18 protein-coding genes are annotated in these 17,602 nt (G+C 74.0%); 7 read left to right on the forward strand and 11 right to left on the reverse strand.

Annotation, left to right across the window (positions count from 1 at the left end):
• Positions 1-144: 144 nt before the first annotated feature.
• Genes acpP through VMV22_04180 form a run of 3 tightly spaced genes read left to right on the forward strand, consistent with a single transcriptional unit; the run spans position 145 to position 3,374 of the window.
• Positions 145-384: an acyl carrier protein gene (gene acpP / locus VMV22_04170; GenBank protein ID HUY21516.1), complete on the forward strand. Its 240-nt coding sequence runs from the start codon at positions 145-147 to the stop codon at positions 382-384.
• Positions 384-1,586, forward strand: a complete 1,203-nt coding sequence (locus VMV22_04175; protein HUY21517.1) for a beta-ketoacyl-ACP synthase II — start codon at positions 384-386, stop codon at positions 1,584-1,586. The genes acpP and VMV22_04175 overlap by 1 nt, the downstream gene beginning before the upstream one ends.
• Positions 1,587-1,643: 57 nt before the next feature.
• On the forward strand, positions 1,644-3,374 hold the full coding sequence (locus VMV22_04180) for an AarF/UbiB family protein (GenBank protein ID HUY21518.1): 1,731 nt from the start codon (positions 1,644-1,646) through the stop codon (positions 3,372-3,374).
• Here the strand turns inward: VMV22_04180 and VMV22_04185 are convergent.
• Entirely contained in the window at positions 3,371-3,787 is a 417-nt protein-coding gene (locus VMV22_04185; protein HUY21519.1) for a hypothetical protein, read from the reverse strand. The genes VMV22_04180 and VMV22_04185 overlap by 4 nt on opposite strands.
• A gap of 7 nt (positions 3,788-3,794) precedes the next feature.
• Here VMV22_04185 and VMV22_04190 point away from each other — a divergent pair, with 7 nt between their 5' ends.
• Positions 3,795-4,160 carry a hypothetical protein gene (locus VMV22_04190; GenBank protein ID HUY21520.1) on the forward strand — a complete coding sequence of 122 codons (366 nt, stop codon included), beginning with the start codon at positions 3,795-3,797 and terminating at the stop codon, positions 4,158-4,160.
• Positions 4,161-4,291: 131 nt separating this feature from the next.
• Here VMV22_04190 and trpA read toward each other — a convergent pair whose 3' ends face one another.
• From trpA to trpC, 4 genes are read right to left on the reverse strand one after another with little or no spacing between them, the layout of a single operon-like run.
• Positions 4,292-5,089 carry a tryptophan synthase subunit alpha gene (gene trpA / locus VMV22_04195; protein ID HUY21521.1) on the reverse strand — a complete coding sequence of 266 codons (798 nt, stop codon included), beginning with the start codon at positions 5,087-5,089 and terminating at the stop codon, positions 4,292-4,294.
• On the reverse strand, positions 5,086-6,267 hold the full coding sequence (gene trpB / locus VMV22_04200) for a tryptophan synthase subunit beta (GenBank protein HUY21522.1): 1,182 nt from the start codon (positions 6,265-6,267) through the stop codon (positions 5,086-5,088). The genes trpA and trpB overlap by 4 nt, the downstream gene beginning before the upstream one ends.
• Entirely contained in the window at positions 6,264-6,953 is a 690-nt protein-coding gene (locus VMV22_04205) for a phosphoribosylanthranilate isomerase (GenBank protein ID HUY21523.1), read from the reverse strand. Before VMV22_04205 ends, trpB begins: the two co-directional genes overlap by 4 nt.
• 4 nt (positions 6,954-6,957) lie before the next feature.
• Positions 6,958-7,794 carry an indole-3-glycerol phosphate synthase TrpC gene (gene trpC, locus VMV22_04210; GenBank protein HUY21524.1) on the reverse strand — a complete coding sequence of 279 codons (837 nt, stop codon included), beginning with the start codon at positions 7,792-7,794 and terminating at the stop codon, positions 6,958-6,960.
• A 159-nt stretch (positions 7,795-7,953) separates the two neighbouring features.
• Here trpC and VMV22_04215 point away from each other — a divergent pair, with 159 nt between their 5' ends.
• Together VMV22_04215 and VMV22_04220 are read left to right on the forward strand one after the other, a co-directional pair.
• Positions 7,954-8,637: a response regulator transcription factor gene (locus VMV22_04215; GenBank protein HUY21525.1), complete on the forward strand. Its 684-nt coding sequence runs from the start codon at positions 7,954-7,956 to the stop codon at positions 8,635-8,637.
• Positions 8,638-8,646: 9 nt separating this feature from the next.
• Positions 8,647-10,116, forward strand: coding sequence for a HAMP domain-containing sensor histidine kinase (locus tag VMV22_04220; GenBank protein ID HUY21526.1), 1,470 nt, complete (start codon positions 8,647-8,649; stop codon positions 10,114-10,116).
• A gap of 16 nt (positions 10,117-10,132) precedes the next feature.
• On the opposite strand, the gene VMV22_04225 is transcribed toward VMV22_04220, so the two are convergent.
• The 5 genes from VMV22_04225 to cysD all read right to left on the reverse strand — a co-directional run bounded on the left by VMV22_04225 (position 10,133) and on the right by cysD (position 16,253).
• Entirely contained in the window at positions 10,133-11,140 is a 1,008-nt protein-coding gene (locus VMV22_04225; protein ID HUY21527.1) for a hypothetical protein, read from the reverse strand.
• Between the two features lie 349 nt (positions 11,141-11,489).
• On the reverse strand, positions 11,490-13,268 hold the full coding sequence (locus tag VMV22_04230; GenBank protein ID HUY21528.1) for an EAL domain-containing protein: 1,779 nt from the start codon (positions 13,266-13,268) through the stop codon (positions 11,490-11,492).
• Positions 13,269-13,463: 195 nt separating this feature from the next.
• The gene (gene cysC / locus VMV22_04235; protein ID HUY21529.1) at positions 13,464-14,072 is read right to left on the reverse strand and encodes an adenylyl-sulfate kinase; all 609 of its coding nucleotides are present in this window, start codon (positions 14,070-14,072) and stop codon (positions 13,464-13,466) included.
• 3 nt (positions 14,073-14,075) lie between these two features.
• Positions 14,076-15,326, reverse strand: coding sequence for a GTP-binding protein (locus tag VMV22_04240; GenBank protein HUY21530.1), 1,251 nt, complete (start codon positions 15,324-15,326; stop codon positions 14,076-14,078).
• Positions 15,327-16,253: a sulfate adenylyltransferase subunit CysD gene (gene cysD, locus VMV22_04245; GenBank protein ID HUY21531.1), complete on the reverse strand. Its 927-nt coding sequence runs from the start codon at positions 16,251-16,253 to the stop codon at positions 15,327-15,329. It lies immediately after the preceding gene.
• A 96-nt stretch (positions 16,254-16,349) separates the two neighbouring features.
• Here cysD and VMV22_04250 point away from each other — a divergent pair, with 96 nt between their 5' ends.
• Positions 16,350-17,141: a 3'(2'),5'-bisphosphate nucleotidase CysQ gene (locus tag VMV22_04250; protein ID HUY21532.1), complete on the forward strand. Its 792-nt coding sequence runs from the start codon at positions 16,350-16,352 to the stop codon at positions 17,139-17,141.
• Between the two features lie 92 nt (positions 17,142-17,233).
• Here the strand turns inward: VMV22_04250 and VMV22_04255 are convergent.
• Positions 17,234-17,602 (reverse strand): glycine cleavage T C-terminal barrel domain-containing protein (locus VMV22_04255; protein ID HUY21533.1); only part of this gene is annotated, 369 nt, incomplete at its 5' end.

Below are 17,602 nucleotides of genomic sequence, written 5' to 3' on the forward strand. Positions count from 1 at the left end.
GAACAAGCCGGTGGAACAAGCCGGTGGAACAAGCCGGTGGAACAAGCCGGTGGAACAAGCCGGTGGAACAAGCCGGTGGAACAAGCCGGTGGAACAAGCCGGTGCGCCGGGCGACCGGAGCGCACCACGACCAAGGAGGATGCGGTGAGCGACGAGGCCACCTTCGACAAATTCAAGGCGTGCGCGATCGACGTCCTGCAGGTGCCCGCGGACAAGGTGGTCCCCGAGGCGCGCTTCGGTGACGACCTCGACGCCGACAGCCTCGACCTGGTCGAGCTCGTCATGGCCCTCGAGGAGGCCTTCAACGTGACCGTCGACGAGTCCGAGCTCGAAGGCATCGAGACCGTCGGCCAGGCCTACGACCTGATCTCGGCCAAGCTCTGATGCTCCTCGGGGTGGGGCCCGGCGGTCCCCTGCAGGGACGGCGTGTCGCCATCACCGGCATGGGCGTCCTGGCCTGCTGCGGCATCGGCCTCGACGCGTTCTGGCAGGGCCTGCAGCGTCCCGCGCCCGAGGGCGAGCGGCGCGTGCCCGACTTCGACCCCACGGCCTGGTTCGGCCCCAAGGAGGTCCGGCGCGTCGACCGCTTCGCCCAGTTCTCGGTGGCCGTGGCCGACATGGCGATCGCCGACGCCGGGGAGATCGACGCCGACCCCGACCGCTCGGGTGTGATCTTCGGCACCGGGGTGGGCGGCCTGGAGACCCTCCAGGAGCAGATCGGGGTGTTCCTCGACAAGGGCGCCCGCCGGGTGTCCCCGTTCCTGATCCCCATGATGATGGCCAACGCCGGCGCCGCCAACATCTCCATGCGAGTGGGGTGGCACGGCCCGTGCGAGACCATCACCACGGCGTGCGCGGCCGGCACCCACGCCGTGGCCGCCGCCGCCCGCCTGGTGGCGAGCGGCCGGTGCGACGTCGTCGTCGGCGGCGGGGCCGAGGCCGCCATGGTCGGCGTCGGGCTGGCCGCCTTCGCCAACATGACCGCGCTGTCGAGCGAGGGGAAGTCCCGGCCCTTCGACGTGCGCCGCGACGGCTTCATCTGCGCGGAGGGCGGCGGCGCGCTCGTGCTCGAGGACCTGGAGCACGCCCGCCGGCGCGGGGCGCGCATCTACGGCGAGCTCCTCGGCGCGGGGTCGACCGCCGACGCCCACCACATCACCGCGCCGGCCCCCGGGGGCAACGGCGCGGCGGCCTGCATGGAGCTGGCCCTGGCCGACGCCCAGCTCGCTCCGGCGGCGATCGGCCACATCAATGCCCACGGCACCTCGACGCCGCTCAACGACCTGGCCGAGGCCCAGGCCATCGAGAAGGTGTTCGGGGCCCCCGCACCTCCGGTCACGTCGGTGAAGGGCGTCACCGGGCACGCCCTCGGGGGTGCGGGCGCCATCGAGGCGGTGGCCACGACCCTGTCCATCCACCACCGCCTGATCCCGCCCACCGCCGGGCACGAGCAGACCGACCCGGAGATCCACCTCGACGTGGTGCACGGCTCGGCCCGCCCGTGGGAGCCCGCCCCCTCGCTGTCGAACTCGTTCGGGTTCGGCGGCCACAACGGCTGCCTCGTCATCGGGCCTCCCCCCGCCTGAGCGCCCGCCGGCGGGGCCCGGAACGGGGGCCCCGCCGGGCACGGTACGGTCGGCACGATGACACCCACCGCCGGCGGGCCGCCCCCGGGCCCCGCGCCGGCCGACCTCGCCGTCGGGGCGTTCTCCGCGCACCCACCGTGGCTCGTCGACCCGGACCACCTGGTGTGGCGCACCGGCATCGCGGCGCTGCGCGCCCGCACCCGGGCGGAGGCGCCGCGCCTCACGCGCCGGCGCCGGCTCCCCCCCGGTGTGCGCGTCGTGCGGGTGGGGGCGTTGCTCGGGACGGCGGTGGCGGGCTGGTACCTGCGCGACCGACGCCAGGGTCGGCATGCCTCGCGTGCCGGGCTGTCGCGGCGGCTGCGGCGCGCCTTCGAGCGGCTGGGCCCGACCTACATCAAGCTCGGGCAGATCCTGTCGTCGGGCGAGGGACTGTTCCCCGAGGAGCTCGTGGCGGAGTTCCGCCTGTGCCGCGACCAGGTCCCGGCGGAGTCCTTCGCCGACGTGCGCCGCATCGTCGAGGCGGAACTGGGCATGCCCCTCGAACAGCGCTTCAGCAGCTTCGAGCGCCGGCCCATCGCGGCGGCGTCGGTGGCGCAGGTCCACGCCGCGACCCTCGACACCGGCGAGGCGGTGGTGGTCAAGGTGCAGCGGCCCGACGTGGCCCGCCTGGTGCGCCACGACCTGGCCGCCATGAGCTGGATCGCCCCGCTGTTGGTGGGGCGGATCCCCGTCGCCGCCCTCGCCAACCCTCCGGCGCTCGTCGAGCTCTTCGCCGAGACGATCGTGGAGGAGCTCGACTTCCGCCTCGAGGCCGAGAACATGCTCGACGTCGCCCGCGTGCTCGCCGACACCGGCCAGCAGGCCATCGTGGTGCCGCGCCCGCACCCGTCGCTCGTCACCCGGCGCGTCCTCGTGATGGAGCGCCTGGAGGGCTTCGCCTGGGGGGACGCCGAGGCCATGCGCGCCGCCGGCATCGACACCGAGGCCGTCCTGCACGCTGCGCTCATCGCCTTCCTCGAGGGTGCGGTGCTCTACGGCGTGTTCCACGGCGACCTGCACGGGGGAAACCTCCTCGTGCAGCCCGACGGGCGCGTGGCGCTGCTCGACTTCGGGATCACCGGGCGGTTCGACGAGGCCAGGCGCCTGGCGTTCCTCCGCCTCGTGGTGGCGGCGTCCGCCAACGACGTCCCCGGCCAGATCGCGGCGATGCGCGACCTCGGCGCGCTCCCCGTCGACGTCGACATCGACGCCGTGATCCGCGACCTCGGGCTCGACCGTCCGCCGATCGACCCCACCACGCTCACCGCCGAGGAGCTCACCGCCGAGATCCGCGACATCACCAAGGGCCTGCTCGGCTACGGGGCGCGCATGCCCAAGGAGCTCATGCTCTACGTGAAGGACATGCTCTTCCTCGACGGCGCCCTGGCGGTGATGGCCCCCAACGTGGACGTCATCGGGGAGATCGTCAAGGTCGTGCTGTACTTCCACGAGCGCCACGGGGAGCGCATCGCCCTCGAGATGGGCGTCGAGCCGGGCACCATTCCGGGCGTCGACGTCGCCGGCATCCGCGCCTCGCTGGGCGTGTCGGAGGAAGTCGACACGCTCACGTACCGCGAGCTGCAGGAGCGCCGCGAGCTCATCCGCCGTCGCCTCGAGCAGCACCAGCGCGGCGGGCGCCGCCGCCGGCGCCGCCGTTCCCCGGGCACGTCGGGCGCAAGCCCCTCACCGACGGGCCCCGCACCGGCGGGGCCCGCGAGGAGACCGGGCGAGGAGACCGACGAGGCCTAGACGGGCGGGGCCTGGGCCGACGTCGAGGACGACGGACCGCCCGCCGCGCCCCGCGGCCCCATCGGCCGCCAGGTGCCGGCGTTGGCCTGCAGGGTCGTCTCGTCGACGACCTGCTTGGCGGTCGAGGTGCTGCCCGACACGATCGCCTCCACCCGCACGGTGTCGCCCTGCTTGACGCTGCCGATGCCCATCTCGCCACCGTTGACACTGGTGCCGGCGTCGACGGTGAAGGTGCCCGAGGTGCCGTCCGCGCTCTTGACCGTCAGGGTCCAGGTGCTCCCCGCCGTGTCGGTGACGCCGGACACCGTGCCGGTGCGCTCGGTGACGGTCTCGTAGCCGTTGGGGCCGTTCACGGTGAACTCACCGTGGACGACCGGACCGCCGATCCCCCCGCCGAAGGGTCCCCCGCCCATGTGCCCCATGCGTCCCCGCGGGCCGAAGGGGGCGTTCGGCGCGGCCGCCGGTGGCGTCGTGATCGACGACGAGCCCGACGGCGCGGAGGTCGACGAGGACCCCGGGTCCGTGGCGGTGGTGGACGTGGACGTGGACGTGGACGTGGACGTGTCGCTCGAGCTCGTGGCGGCATTGGCGAGCGCCCCCGCCCCCACCGCCACGCCGGCGGCGGCCCCGATGCCCACGGCCGCCTTCAGCAGGCGACGCCGGGACGGTGGCGTGGGCGGCGGCCCCCCGGTCGGTGCGGCCCCCATGGGCGGCGTGCCCCACGGCGCCCCCGGCGGGTTCACCGGCATGTCGTGCATCGTCTGCCTCCTCCTCCGGCGCCGGTAGGCCGGCGCCGACCTGAGGATCACGGTACGCACCGTTCCTGTGGCGAAACTGTGCAGTGGCGAATTCATTTCGTCCCGACGTCCCTCCCGGGGCGGCGCCGGTGCGACGCCTCCGGAGCGAGGGGCGCGCGGTCAGGAGGTGGCGTCGATACCGGCGCGCAGCTCCGACACGAACGCGGCCGCGCCGTCGGGACCGGCCCCGTCGAGCAGCCGGCGCACGAGGGCCGAGCCGACCACCACGCCGTCGGCCTCGGTGCACGCCTCGGCCGCCTGCGCGGCGTTCGACACGCCGATGCCGATGCACACGGGGCGCTCGGTCAGCCGCCGGACGGTGGCGGCCACGTGGCGCGCCGAGGACGCCAGCTCCGAACGCTCGCCGGTCACCCCCATGACCCCGACGCCGTAGACGAAGCCCCGCGACCGTTCACAGATGGCCCGGGCCCGGGCCTCGGGCGTGGACGGCGCCACCAGCAGGACGGTGGCCACCCCGGCGGCGTCAGCCTCCTCGCACCATTCGCCGGACTCCTCGAGGGGGAGGTCGGGGATGATGGCCCCGGCGATGCCGGCGTCGGCCAGCGAGCGGGCGAAGCGGCGCAGGCCGGCGCGGAACACGATGTTGTAGTACGTCATCACGCACAGCGGCACGGGGAGGTCGGCGCGCGCCAGCACGTCGAGCACCGACGACGGCGTGGTGCCCCGCTGCAACGCCCGCAGCGACGCCTCCTGGATGACGGGCCCGTCGATCATCGGGTCCGAAAAGGGGATCCCGATCTCCACGGCGTCAGCGCCGGCGTCGGCCACGGCGAGCACGGCCTCGGCCCAGTCCGGTCCCATCCCGCCGGTCACGTAGGGGACGAGGAGCTTGCGCCCCCGGGCCCGGCGCGCCCGCAGATGGGCCTCGAGCGACCCGATCTCCTCGGGCGCGCTCATCGCAGCATGTCGCGCACCTGGGCGACGTCCTTGTCGCCGCGCCCCGACAGGGTGAGGAGCACGGTGGCGCCCGCCGGCACCGACCGACCCGCCTCGCGCACCAGCCACGCCAGGGCGTGCGCCGGCTCCAGGGCGGGGATGATGCCCTCGGTCTGCGCCAGCAGCCCGAAGGCGGCCAGGACCTCGTCGTCGCCGGCGTGCTCGTAGCGGGCCCGGCCGATGGCCGACAGGTGGGCGTGCTCGGGGCCGATGCCGGGATAGTCGAGGCCCGCCGAGATGGAGTGGGCCTCAAGGATCTGCCCCGCCTCGTCCTGCAGGACGTAGCTCTTCATGCCGTGGACGACGCCCGGCACGCCCCGGCCCATGGCGGCGCCGCCGGCGGCCTCCACACCCACCAGCACGGCGTCGGTGTCGGCGAACCCGGCGAACGTGCCCGCCGCGTTCGAGCCCCCGCCCACGCAGGCCACCACCCAGTCCGGGTCCGCACCTCCGAGCAGCGCCCGGCACTGCTCGCGGGCCTCGTCGCCGACGACGCGTTGCAGCTCGCGCACCATCCACGGATAGGGGTGCGGGCCCATCACCGACCCGAGGCAGTAGTGCGTGTGCTCCACGTTGGCCACCCAGTCGCGCAGGGCCTCGTTGACGGCGTCCTTGAGCGTGCGGCTGCCCGAGGACACCGGCCGCACCTCGGCGCCGAGCAGCTCCATGCGGAACACGTTGAGCGCCTGGCGCTCGGTGTCGACCTCGCCCATGTAGACGACGCAGTCCATGCCGAACAGCGCCGCCGCCGTGGCGCTGGCCACGCCGTGCTGGCCCGCACCGGTCTCGGCGATGAGGCGCTGCTTGCCCATCCGCCGCGCCAGCAGCGCCTGCCCGATGACGTTGTTCAGCTTGTGCGACCCGGTGTGGGCGAGGTCCTCGCGCTTGAGCAGCACCCGCACACCGAGGCGCTCCGACAGCCGGGCGCACTCGGTGACGGGCGTGGGCCGGCCCCCGTAGTCGCGCAGGATGGCGCCCAGCTCGGCGTGGAAGGCCGGGTCGGTCCAGGCGGCGCGGAACGCCGCTTCGAGCTCCATGCAGGCGGGGACGAGCGACTCGGGGACGAACCGGCCTCCGAAGTCGCCGAAGCGGCCTCCCGGTGACGGCTCCCCCATGGCACCCACACGTGCGCCGCTCACTCGTCCTCCTGCCAGTCGAAGGGGCGGTCGCCGGTGTCGTCGTCCTCGGGGGCGCCGTCCTCGACGTCGCCCCCGGTGGCCTCGCCGGCCGCGGCGCGCGCCGCGGCGATGAAGGCGCGCATCTTGCCGGGGTCCTTGCGCCCCGGCTCGGACTCCACCCCCGTCGACACGTCGACCCCGAACGGATGCAGGTGGGCGATGGCGTCGGCCACGTTGTCGGAGCGCAGGCCCCCCGAGACGATGAGACGCGCCGGGTCGACCACGCCCTCCGCCAGCTGCCAGTCGAAGACCTCGCCCGACCCGGGCGACAGGGCGTCCACCAGGATGGCGTCGACCCCGTAGTCGTCGATGCGGGCGATGCCGGGGTGGCCCACCGGGAACGCCTTGATGGTCACGGGGATGCGCTCGGCCACCCAGGCGGTGTCCTGGGCCGTCTCGTCGCCGTGGAGCTGGGCGGCGCGCAGGCCGATGCCGTTCACGATGTCCACCACGCGGGTGCGGGCCTCGTTGCGGAAGACCCCGACGGTGAGGATCTCCGGCGGGACACGCTCGATGATGCGCCGCACGGCCTGGGGCGCGACCTGCCGGGGCGACGGGGCGAACACGAACCCCACGGCGTCGGCGCCGAGGCCCACGGCCAGCAGGGCGTCGGCCTCGGACGTGATGCCGCAGATCTTCACGAGCACGGCGTCACCCCCGCGCCCGGTAGGCGTCCCGGGGGGCGTGGCGCGCCCCGATGCGCTGGCCGGTCAGATCCCGGACCGCGGCGCGCCGGTCGGCGGCCCGCACGAGGGACTCGCCCACGAGCACCGCCTGGTAGCCGACGCCCGCCAGCCGGCGGGCGTCGTCGGGCCCGGTGATCCCCGACTCGGCCACGGCCACCACCTCGGGGGGGATCCTCCCCCCGAGCCGCTCGGCGCGCCCGGGGTCCACGGCGAACGTCGTCAGGTCGCGCTGGTTGACCCCGACCATCTCGGCCCCGGCACCCAGGGCGCGCTCGAGCTCGGCCTCGTCGTGCACCTCCACCAGGGCGTCGAGCGACAGCTCGTGCGCCAGGGTCACGAGTCCCAGGAGCTCGGCGTCCGACAGGGCGGCCACGATGAGCAGCACGGCGTCGGCCCCCATGAGCCGGGCGTCGCACACGTCGGCGTCGCCCACGGTGAAGTCCTTGCGCAGCACCGGCAGTGCGCACGCGGCGCGGGCGGCCGCCAGGTCGGCCGCGGAGCCGCCGAAGAATTCCTCGTCGGTGAGCACCGACAGGCAGGCCGCACCGCCCGCCGCGTAGTCGGCGGCCACCTGGGCGGGGTCGAGGCCGGCGGCGATGACCCCCTTGCTGGGCGAGCGCCGCTTCACCTCGGCGATGACGGCCAGCGCCTCCCCCGCCGGGGCCGCCAGCGCGCCCAGGAAGGGTCGGGTCGGCGGTTGCGCCTCGGCCCGCGCCAGCAGCTCGTCCAGGCTGCGGTCGTCGGCCGCGGCCCGGGCGCGGTGGGTGGCGAGGATGGTGGAGAGGTAGGTGTCGGCCGGCACCGGCGCCAGCCTAATGGGCGGTGGTGCGCGCCCCGGGCCCTCACACTCTCCTCATAGGGGCATCACGGCCCGCGCACGGCGCCGCGGTCTCCTGGCACGGTGCGCGCACGGTACGAGGGTCCCCGTGGGGCCATCCCCCCCGGTGGCAGGCTGGGGGCGATGGGAGGGGACGGAGAGACCATCGTCGTCATCGAGGACGACCGCAACATCTCCGACCTGGTGGCGCTGTACCTGCGCCGCGAGGGCTACCGCGTGCTGCAGGCCGAGGACGCCGAGGGCGGCCTGGCCTACGTCGACCGGGACCGTCCCCAGCTGGTCGTGGTCGACATCGGCCTGCCCGGGGCGCTCGACGGCCTCGACGTGTGCCGCCGCCTGCGCGCCGATGGAGGCGACGTCCCCGTCGTCATGCTCACGGCCCGCGACGACGAGGTCGACCGGGTGATCGGCTTCGAGCTCGGCGCCGACGACTACATCACCAAGCCGTTCTCGGCGCGTGAGCTCGTCGCCCGGGTGCGCGCCATCCTGCGCCGCGCCGGGTCCCCGCCCCGGGCCGCGCCCGCCGTGCTCGAGGTGGGCGAAATCGCCGTCGACACCGGCCGGCGCGAGGTCCGCAGCGGCGCCGCGGTCGTGGCGCTCACCACGCGCGAGTTCGACCTCCTCACCTACCTCGCCCTCAACCGGGGGCTGGCCCTGTCGCGACGTCAGCTCCTCGACGGCGTCTGGGGCGACGGGTGGTACGGCGACGAGCGCACGGTCGACGTCCACGTCCGGCAACTGCGCAAGAAGCTCGGCGACTCGCTCCCCCTCACGACCGTGTGGGGTGTCGGCTACCGGCTCGGCTGAGCGACGGCCATGCGACGGCGCATCACCGTCGCCATCCTCGCGGTGGTGCTCGGCACGCTCGTCCTCACCGTGGCGGGCAGCGTCCTGCTCGTGCGGGGGGCGGCCATCGAGACCGCCGCCAACGAGCTCACCACCGAGGCCGAGGCCATCGGCGCCCTCATGTCGAGCAACCCCGCCTTCAGCGACCGCGCCGTGCTCCCGGTGCTGCGGCGCGTGGGGGCCTTCGACCGGCTGACCCTCGTGGGGCTCGGGACCGACGCCCGGGTCCGGCCCGTCCCCGCGCCGCTCGTGCCGGCGGTGCTGCGGCCCCGCGCCCTGCAATCGGGCGCGACCGTCGCCGGCCACGTCGGCAACGTCGTGTTCGTGGCCCAGCCCCTGGCCCTGACGGCCCGCCAACGCGTCACCCTGGCGGGCGGCCTCCCCGCCGCGGACACGCCGGTCCTGGTGGTCACCCGCCACGTGACCAACCCGGTGAACGGCGTCTTCTACTTCGTGCTGGTGGCCGGGGCCGTGCTGGCGGCGGCGGTCCTGGTGGCGACCGTGCTCGCCCGGCGGATCAGCGCACCGCTGGTGCGCGCCCTCGGGGCGACGCGCCAGATCGCCGGCGGGAACCTGGCGGCCACCGTGGCGGTGAGCGCCCACGACTACCCCGAGCTGGCCGAGCTGGCGCAGGCCATCAACACCCTGGGCGAGAACCTCACGCGCTCGCAGGGGCTCGAGCGCGAGTTCCTGCTGTCGGTGTCGCACGAGCTGCGCACGCCGCTCACCTCGATCCGCGGCTACGCCGACGCCATCGCCGAGGGTGCCACCGACGACGTCCCCGGCGCGGTCGCCATCATCGCCACCGAGGCGCGGCGCCTCGAACGGCTGGTGCAGGACCTGCTCGACCTCGCCCGCGTGCAGGCGCGCCAGTTCTCCCTGCACACCCAGCGCGTCGACTGCGCCGACGTGGCCGCGTCGGTGGTCGAGGGGTTCCGGCCCGAGGCGGGCGCCGCCGGTGTGGCGCTGGTGGCGGCCGTGGCCCCCGGCGCCGGGCTGTGGGTCGACGCCGACCCCGACCGCCTGGGCCAGATCATCGCCAATCTCGTCGAGAACGCGCTGAAGTTCGCGGCGGGCCGTGTCGAGGTCGGCGCGGCGCGCGCCGGGGCGTGGACCGGGGTATGGGTGACCGACGACGGCCCCGGCATGGGCGCCGAGGACCTCCCGCACGTCTTCGAGCGCCACTACACGTCGGACCGCATGCCGGCCCGGAAGGCGGGTGCGGGGCTCGGGCTGGCGATCGTGGCCGAGCTGGCCGCCGCCATGGGCGCCACCGTCACGGCGGAGTCGCCGGCCGCCGCGGGGCGCGGGGCGCGCATGGCGGTGTGGTTGGCGAGCGACCCGGCGCCCGGCGGCCACCACGGGCCGACGGGCGGGGTCACGGCCCCCGGGGACCCCGGGATACCGACGTCGGCGCTTCCCCTACGCCCCCCTGCGTAGGGGAAGCGCCCTGACGTCAGTTCTTGGTGCGGCCCTCGGGCTCCCAGCCGTCGAACCACAGGCCGTGCGAGCCGCCGGCCTTCGGGTACACGGGCCGCACGCTCGGCAGGTCGGGCCGCCCGCTGCGCACGGGCGGGTGGACCACCGGCGCCGGCTCGGCGGCGAAGTCCATCGGCCCGGCCACGGCCGGGAGCGGCCGGGAGATCCGCAGCATGCGCCGCAGCAGGCTCCGGGGGCGCTCCACGAGGGCCAGCGCCACCGACCCGAGGTACAGCACGATGAAGCCGATCACCGCCACGAGCCACAGGTGCGGCCCGGGGCCGGTCGTCGCCAGCGACCCGCCGCTCGCCGCCGTGGGCGGCGCCGTGGTCGGCGTGGCAACGGGGGCCGTCGTGGGAGCGGCCGTGGTCGGGGTCGCCGTGCCCGCCGAGGCCGTGGCGATCACCGGTGACGCCGCCGAGCCCGTCGGGGCCGTCGAGGTGATGCCCGTCGGCGCGGCGTTGTTCGGGTACGGCTTGCAGGTCACGTTCAGGTTGCTGCCCGACACGACCAGGGTCAGCTGCACGGTCGGGTCGACCGTCAGCGTGATGGTGCCACCCGACGCCGTGAAGGGGCCGATGGAGCTGGGCGTCGCCGGCAGGATGAGCGGCAGGCCGGTGGTGGGCACCGGGCTCGGGATGGGCGCGTTGATCGCCAGGGTCCCGCTGGCGATCGACGCCGGCGTGGCGCCGGTGGCGTCGATCTTCGTGACGGCGGAGCCCACGATGGCCGAGTTGCCCAGGGCCGCGGCAGCCGAGACGATCGACGTCGGCAGCGACACCTTCGACTGGTAGTTGGTCAGGTTGAACGTGGAGCCCGACGCGGGGCTCGCCGGGGTGATCGTCCCGGTGGTGATCACGTCGTTGAGCACGATGTTGCCCACGGGCGTGCCCGGGCAGTACAGCTCGTACGCGGACGAGTCGGCGAAGGCCGGCGTCGCGGACGCCGCGAACAGCGTGACCACGCTCCCGCCTCCCGCGACCACCCCGGCTATGACAGCTGCGACGCCGCGTCGCCTGCTGTTCGACCTTGCCATCGTGTCCCCCCTATCTGGCGCCGACATCGGATCCACCGGCGTCACGTTCCTCCCCGGTCGTCCGGGCCGGCGTGCGAACCGTCCCGTGCGCCCGGTGCCGTCCCGTTCGGGGCGACACCATGACGCGCGCGGGCGTCCGCTCGCAACACCTGGGTCAGACGTTACGGAGTCGCGCACCGAATTGGCATCATCACGATTGAGGAATTCTGTGCCGCCACCAGGGAAATCACCATGTGCACGGGCGCGCGTCGGCACGGCTCACGTCGGTGAGCCGTGCGAGGTGCGGTACGGGCTGCGCCTAGGCCTCGGGGGCCGCCCAGACCTGCTCGCGCGGCCCCGGGTGGCCCAGGTGGTACCCCTGCGCGAGCTCGCACCCGATGGCGCGCAGGGCCGCGGCCTGCGCCGGCGTCTCGACGCCCTCGGCCACCATGGACAGATGGAGCTCGTGGCCGAGCGCGATGAGCGCCCGCACCATGGCGGCGCCGTGCGGGTTGCTGGTGGAGTCGAGGGTGGCCACGAACTCCGGTGCGATCTTGAGCGCGTGGATCGGCAGTTCCTGGAGCCAGGCCAGCCTGCACTCGCCGGCTCCGAAGTCGTCGAGGTTGAACTGCACCCCCGCCGCGCTCAGCCGGGCGAGCACGCCCTCGGCGCCCGCAGCGGCGCGCGCCGCGTCCTCGGACAGGTCGATGCTGATCATGGCCGGCGACACCCCGTGCTTGCGGGTGAGGCCCTCGAACATCTCGACGAAGTGCGGGTCGGTCAGCTGGCGGCCCGACACGTTCAGGGTGAGCCGGAACTGCGCGGGGAGGTTCTCGGCGGCCCGCCACAGCACCAGCTCGGTGAGGGCGCGGTCGAGGGTCCACCGGCTGATGGCGTCGGCCATGCCGACCTCGGCCGCCACGTCGAGGAACTCACCCGGCAGCAGCACCCCCTGCTCCGGCCGCTGCCAGCGCAGCAGCGCCTCGGCACCGACCACCTGGCCGCTGCGGAGGTCGACGACCGGCTGGTAGAACAGCGCCAGCTCGCCGTTGTCCATGGCGCTCTGCAGCCCGTGCTCGATCTCGTAGCGCGACACCACGCGATCGCGCATGGACGCGTCGAACACCTGCGACGCCCGGCCCTCGTCGCGGGCCCAGTACATGGCCAGCTCGGCGTTCTCGAGGACGGTGTCGGCGGTCTCCCCGGTGGCGCCGGGGTCCGTCAGGACGATGCCGACGGTGGCGCGCAGCCAGTGCTCCACGCCGTCCACCACGACGGGCCGGCCGGCGCCGTCGAGAACGAGGCTGGCGATCCGCAGGGCGTCAGCCTCGGAATTCACGTCGGCGCACACGACGGCGAACTTGTCGGCGGCCACCCGCGTGACGATGTCGGACTTGCGCCTCGCCACCGACAGGCGGCTGGCCACTTCGCGCGCCACCTGCTCGGCGACGCCGCCGCCGAACTGCGCGTGGACGTCCTGCCACCCGTCGAGCTCCACGAACAGCACCGCCAGCGAGCCGCTGTCGCGCCGGGCCGCGGTGAGGGCCTTGTCCAGCTGGTCCTCGAGCAGGGCGCGGTTGGGCGGCTCGGTGAAGACCGTCGGTGCGGCCGGGGCCACAGGCGTCGCCGGCGCCGCCGGCGCGGGTGCCGCCGCGCCCTGGGCGCTCAGCTCCTCGATGCGCTCGGCGAGGCGCTGGTTCTCGACGGCGAGGGCTCGCTGGGCCAGGGCGTTGCGCACGGTCTGGATGAAGGCCTGGGGGACGAGCGGCTTGACGAGCAGGCCGTCGAGCTGCGCCGAGGCGGCCAGGGCGCTGTCGAGCGACGCCAACCCCGTGAGCAGGAGGACCGGCGTGTCGGGGTCCTCCTCCTTCATGCGCTGGGCGAGCTCCACGCCGGTCTGGTCGGCGAGCTGGTGGTCGACGACGATGGCGGCAGGGCGTTGGAGCCCCCGCAACGTGAAGGCCTCGGTCGGGTCCGACGCCACGAAGACCTCGATGCCGGCGCCCTTGAGCACCGACGCCAGGCTGTCCCTCGTGGCCTGGTCGTCGTCGACGACCAGGACCGAGTCCTGCAGCACTGTGGGTTGGAACGCAGACAAGGAAGGCCCCCCCTACAAGTTCCAGGTCGCCACGGCCGGTGTCTGTTCACCGGCCCGGTACGCCCGTCCTGTAACGACCAAGCTTCTCACCACTCCCCGCGCGAAGTCAACGTCAACCAGTCGGTCGTTCGAGACGCCCCCGGTGGCCAGAAGGGTAGATCCCACACTCCGTGAGATTCTGACCTCAATTTGTGGCTAGATCCCTGAACCGGGCGCCCCGAGGGCCACGAGGACCCGCTCCAGGGCCTCCGCCAGCGAGAGGTCGTGGCCCACGACGACCTCCGGCGATTCCGGTGGCTCGTAGGGGTGGCTGACCCCCGTGAAGGTGGACAGGTCCCCCGCCGAGGCCCGGGCGTAGAGGCCCTTCGGGTCCCGCTCGGCGCACACGGCCATGGGCGTCGACACGTACACCTCGACGAACCGCAGGCCGGCGTCCTCGTGCAGGGCGCGCGCCCGGCGCCGCCCCTCGGCGTAGGGGCTGATGAGCGCGGCCAGGGCCACGATGCCGGCGTCGGCGAACAGGCGGGCCACCTCGGCCACCCGCCGGACGTTCTCCTCGCGGCCCTCGGGACTGAAGTCGAGGTCGCCGTTGAGGCCGGACCGCATGTTGTCCCCGTCGAGGCGGTACGCGGCGCGGCCGTTCGCCACCAGGTGCTCCTCGACCGCGGCGGCCAGCGTCGACTTCCCCGAGCCCGACAGGCCGGTGAACCACACCGTCACCCCGCGGGTGCCGAGCCACCGCCAGCGGTCGCGCCGCGTCAGGCGGCTCGTCGCCCACACCAGGTCGGAGGCGGGGACGACCACGGCTCAGTCCGCGCCCAGGATCATGCCCGCCCCGGTGGTGACGTTGGTGTCCTCCGCCGCCACGATGAACGAGCCCATGAAGCGGTTGCGCCGGTAGCTGTCGTAGAACAACGGCTGCGTCACCCGCAGGCTGACGCGCCCGACCTCGTTCAGGCCCAGGGTGCTGGCCGCCTCGTCGCGCCGCAGGGTGTTGACGTCGAGGTCGTAGTGGACCTTGCGCACCTGCGCCCGGACCCAGCGCGTGGTGTGCTTCAGGGCCACGACGTCACCTTCGGCCAGGGGGCGGTCCGACATCCAGCACATCATGGCGTCGATGTCCTGACCCACGGTGGGCTGGTTGTGGGGCCGGCAGATGAGGTCGCCACGCGAGACGTCGAGGTCGTGGGTGAGGCGCACCATCACCGACATGGGCGCGAACGCCTCGTCCACGGGGCCGTCGAAGGTGCTGATCGAGGCGATGGTGGAGGTGAGGCCCGACGGCAGGACCAAGACCTCGTCACCGGGCCGGAACACCCCCCCGGTGACACGCCCGGCGTAGCCCCGGAAGTCGGGGATGGTCGACGCCGTCGGCCGCACGACCCACTGCACCGGGAGCCGGGCGTCGATCAGGTTGCGGTCCGACGCGATGTACACCTGCTCGAGGTGGTGGAGCAGCGACTGCCCCTCGTACCACGGCATGTTCAGCGACCGCTGCACGACGTTGTCGCCGTTCAGCGCCGAGATGGGGATGAAGGCGAGGTCTCCCACCTCGAGGCGCGTGGCGAACGCCTTGAACTCCTCGCAGATGCGCCGGAAGACGGCCTCGTCGTACCCCACCAGGTCCATCTTGTTGACGCACAGCAACAGGTGCGGCACCCGCAGGAGCGAAGCCAGGAAGGCGTGGCGCCTCGTCTGCTCCACGATCCCCTTGCGGGCGTCCACGAGGACGAGCGTGAGGTCGGCGGTGGAGTTCCCGGTCACCATGTTGCGCGTGTACTGGATGTGGCCGGGGGTGTCGGCGATGATGAACTTGCGCAGCGGCGTGGCGAAGTAGCGGTAGGCCACGTCGATGGTGATCCCCTGCTCGCGCTCGGCCCGCAGGCCGTCGGTGAGCAGGGCCAGGTCCGTGTACTCGTCACCGCGCTGGCGGCTGACGCGCTCCACCGCTTCGAGCTGGTCCTCGAAGATGGCCTTGGAGTCGTAGAGCAGACGGCCGATGAGCGTGCTCTTGCCGTCGTCCACCGAGCCGGCCGTGGCGAATCGCAGGAGCTCCATTTAGAAGTACCCCTCGCGCTTGCGGTCCTCCATGGCGGCTTCGCTGAAGCGGTCGTCGGCCCGGGTGGCGCCCCGCTCGGTCAGCCGGGAGACGGCCGTCTCGTCGATGATCTCGTCGACGGTGACGGCGTTCGACTCCACCGCGCCCGTACAGGTCATGTCGCCCACGGTGCGGTAGCGCACCATCGTCTCGAAGGGCTCCTCGTCGTCGCGCAGCGTGAGGAACGGGTTGACGGCCAGGAGCATGCCGTCGCGACGGAACACCTCGCGCCGGTGGGCGAAGTAGATCGACGGGATGTCGACCTTCTCCTGGGCGATGAACTGCCAGATGTCGAGCTCGGTCCAGTCCGACAGGGGGAACACCCGGATGTGCTCGCCGGCGCGGTGGCGGCCGTTGTACAGCCCCCACAGCTCGGGGCGCTGGTTCTTCGGGTCCCACTGCCCGAACTCGTCGCGGAACGAGTACACGCGCTCTTTGGCCCGGGCCTTCTCCTCGTCGCGCCGGGCCCCCCCGAACACGGCGTCGAAGCGGTGCTCGGTGATGGCGTCGAGCAGGGTCCGGGTCTGCAGGCGGTTGCGGGAGGGATTGGAGCCGGGGTCGTCCACGGACCGGCCCCTGTCGATGGACTCCTGGACCGAGGCGATCTTCAGCTGGGCGTCGAGCTCGGCGATCCGGCGGTCACGGAACTCGAGCACCTCGGGGAAGTTGTGCCCGGTGTCCACGTGCATGACCGTCAGGGGCAGCCGGGCCGGCCAGAAGGCCTTTTCGGCGATCCGCAGCATGACCACCGAGTCCTTCCCCCCCGAGAAGAGCAGGACCGGGCGCTCGAACTCCGCCACCACCTCGCGCATGATGTGCACGGATTGCGCTTCGAGCGCCTCGAGATGGGAGAGCTGGTACTGGCCAGCCTCCGCGCGTCCCCCCATAGGAGGACGAGAATAGTCCGGTCAGGGCGCTTTCCGGTACGGTCTGCGGGCTTTCCCATCCCCGGACGCCACATCGCCCCAGGTGCGAGTTTGCCCATGACCGACGACCACGCGCTGGCGGCCCGCATCGCCGAGGACTGCGGCGTGGTGCTCCTCGAGCTGCGGGCCCAGGGGGTGGGCGGGGACGCCCGCGAGCTCGGCTCGGAGGGCGACCGCCGGTCCAACGAGCTGCTCAACGCCGCCCTGGCGCACTCCCGTCCCCACGACGCCGTGCTGTCGGAGGAGGGCGGCACCGCCCCCGGGCGCCCGGACCGGTCAGCGGCCGCCCGGGTCTGGGTCGTCGACCCCCTCGACGGCACCCGTGAGTACGCCGAGGGCCGCAGCGACTTCGCCGTCCACGTCGCCCTCGTGGTCGACGGCGAGCCGGTGGTGGGCGCCGTGGCCCTGCCCGGCGAGGGCCTGGTCTTCGGCACCGGCGCCCCCGGCCCGCCCGCACCCGCCTCCCCGCCCGGCGCGGCGTCCCCGGGCCCTCCGTCGGCGCCCCCGGGGGACCCCGGCCCGCTGCGGGTCGTGGTGAGCCGGACCCGGCCCCCCGCCGAAGCCGAGCAGCTCGCACGCCGGCTCGGCGCGCAGCTCCTGCCGATGGGCTCGGCGGGCGCCAAGACCATGGCCGTCGTCCGGGGGGCCGCCGACGCCTACGTGCACGCCGGCGGCCAGTACGAATGGGACTCGGCCGCCCCCGTGGCGGTGGCGCGCGCCCACGGCTACCACGCCTCGCGTCTCGACGGCTCGCCGCTCAGCTACAACCACCCGGACCCGTGGCTCCCCGACCTCCTGGTGTGCCGCCCCGACCTGACCGACGTGATCCTGCAGGCGCTTCGCCCGTAGGAGCGGGCCCCGCTCGATCCGGCCGGCGTGACAGGCCGGGGTCCGCAGGAGCGGCCCCGCTCGATCCGGCCGGCGTGCCAGGCCGGGTCCGGTCAGAGGAGCGGGAGTGCCCGCACCTCGGCACCGATCACGTCGTCGGTGGCGGCCGGTCGGGACGAGGCCGCGGGCGCCTCCGGGGCCGGGCGCAGCTCGACGCGCGCCGGCGGGGTGATGCTGCGGTGCACGTAGGCCAGCGCCACCGGACGGCCCAGCGACGGTGACCAAGCCGCCGAGGTCACCGACCCGACGACCTTCCCCTCGGCGACGACCTCGGCGCCGAGGGGCGCCGCCGCACCCCCGGGCAGCTCATCGACGACGAGCCCGCGCAGGTGCCGGGCCACGCGGTTGCCCCGGGCATCGAGGCGGGCGACGAGCTCCTGCCCGGTGTAGCACCCCTTCGTGAAGCTCACGCACCGCTCGAG

It is taken from the genome of Acidimicrobiales bacterium, assembly GCA_035531755.1.
GTDB lineage: Bacteria > Actinomycetota > Acidimicrobiia > Acidimicrobiales > UBA8190 > DATKSK01.

Coding starts and splice junctions, on each gene's coding strand:
- VMV22_04190 (HUY21520.1), top strand. CDS start 3,795: ATGCGTCCCCGCGGGCCGAAGGGGGCGTTCGGCGCGGCCGCCGGTGGC.
- cysD (HUY21531.1), bottom strand. CDS start 16,253: ATGGGGGGACGCGCGGAGGCTGGCCAGTACCAGCTCTCCCATCTCGAG.
- VMV22_04220 (HUY21526.1), top strand. CDS start 8,647: ATGCGACGGCGCATCACCGTCGCCATCCTCGCGGTGGTGCTCGGCACG.
- trpA (HUY21521.1), bottom strand. CDS start 5,089: ATGAGCGCGCCCGAGGAGATCGGGTCGCTCGAGGCCCATCTGCGGGCG.
- VMV22_04180 (HUY21518.1), top strand. CDS start 1,644: ATGACACCCACCGCCGGCGGGCCGCCCCCGGGCCCCGCGCCGGCCGAC.
- VMV22_04185 (HUY21519.1), bottom strand. CDS start 3,787: ATGGGCGGGGGACCCTTCGGCGGGGGGATCGGCGGTCCGGTCGTCCAC.
- VMV22_04250 (HUY21532.1), top strand. CDS start 16,350: ATGACCGACGACCACGCGCTGGCGGCCCGCATCGCCGAGGACTGCGGC.
- VMV22_04215 (HUY21525.1), top strand. CDS start 7,954: ATGGGAGGGGACGGAGAGACCATCGTCGTCATCGAGGACGACCGCAAC.
- VMV22_04175 (HUY21517.1), top strand. CDS start 384: ATGCTCCTCGGGGTGGGGCCCGGCGGTCCCCTGCAGGGACGGCGTGTC.
- VMV22_04240 (HUY21530.1), bottom strand. CDS start 15,326: ATGGAGCTCCTGCGATTCGCCACGGCCGGCTCGGTGGACGACGGCAAG.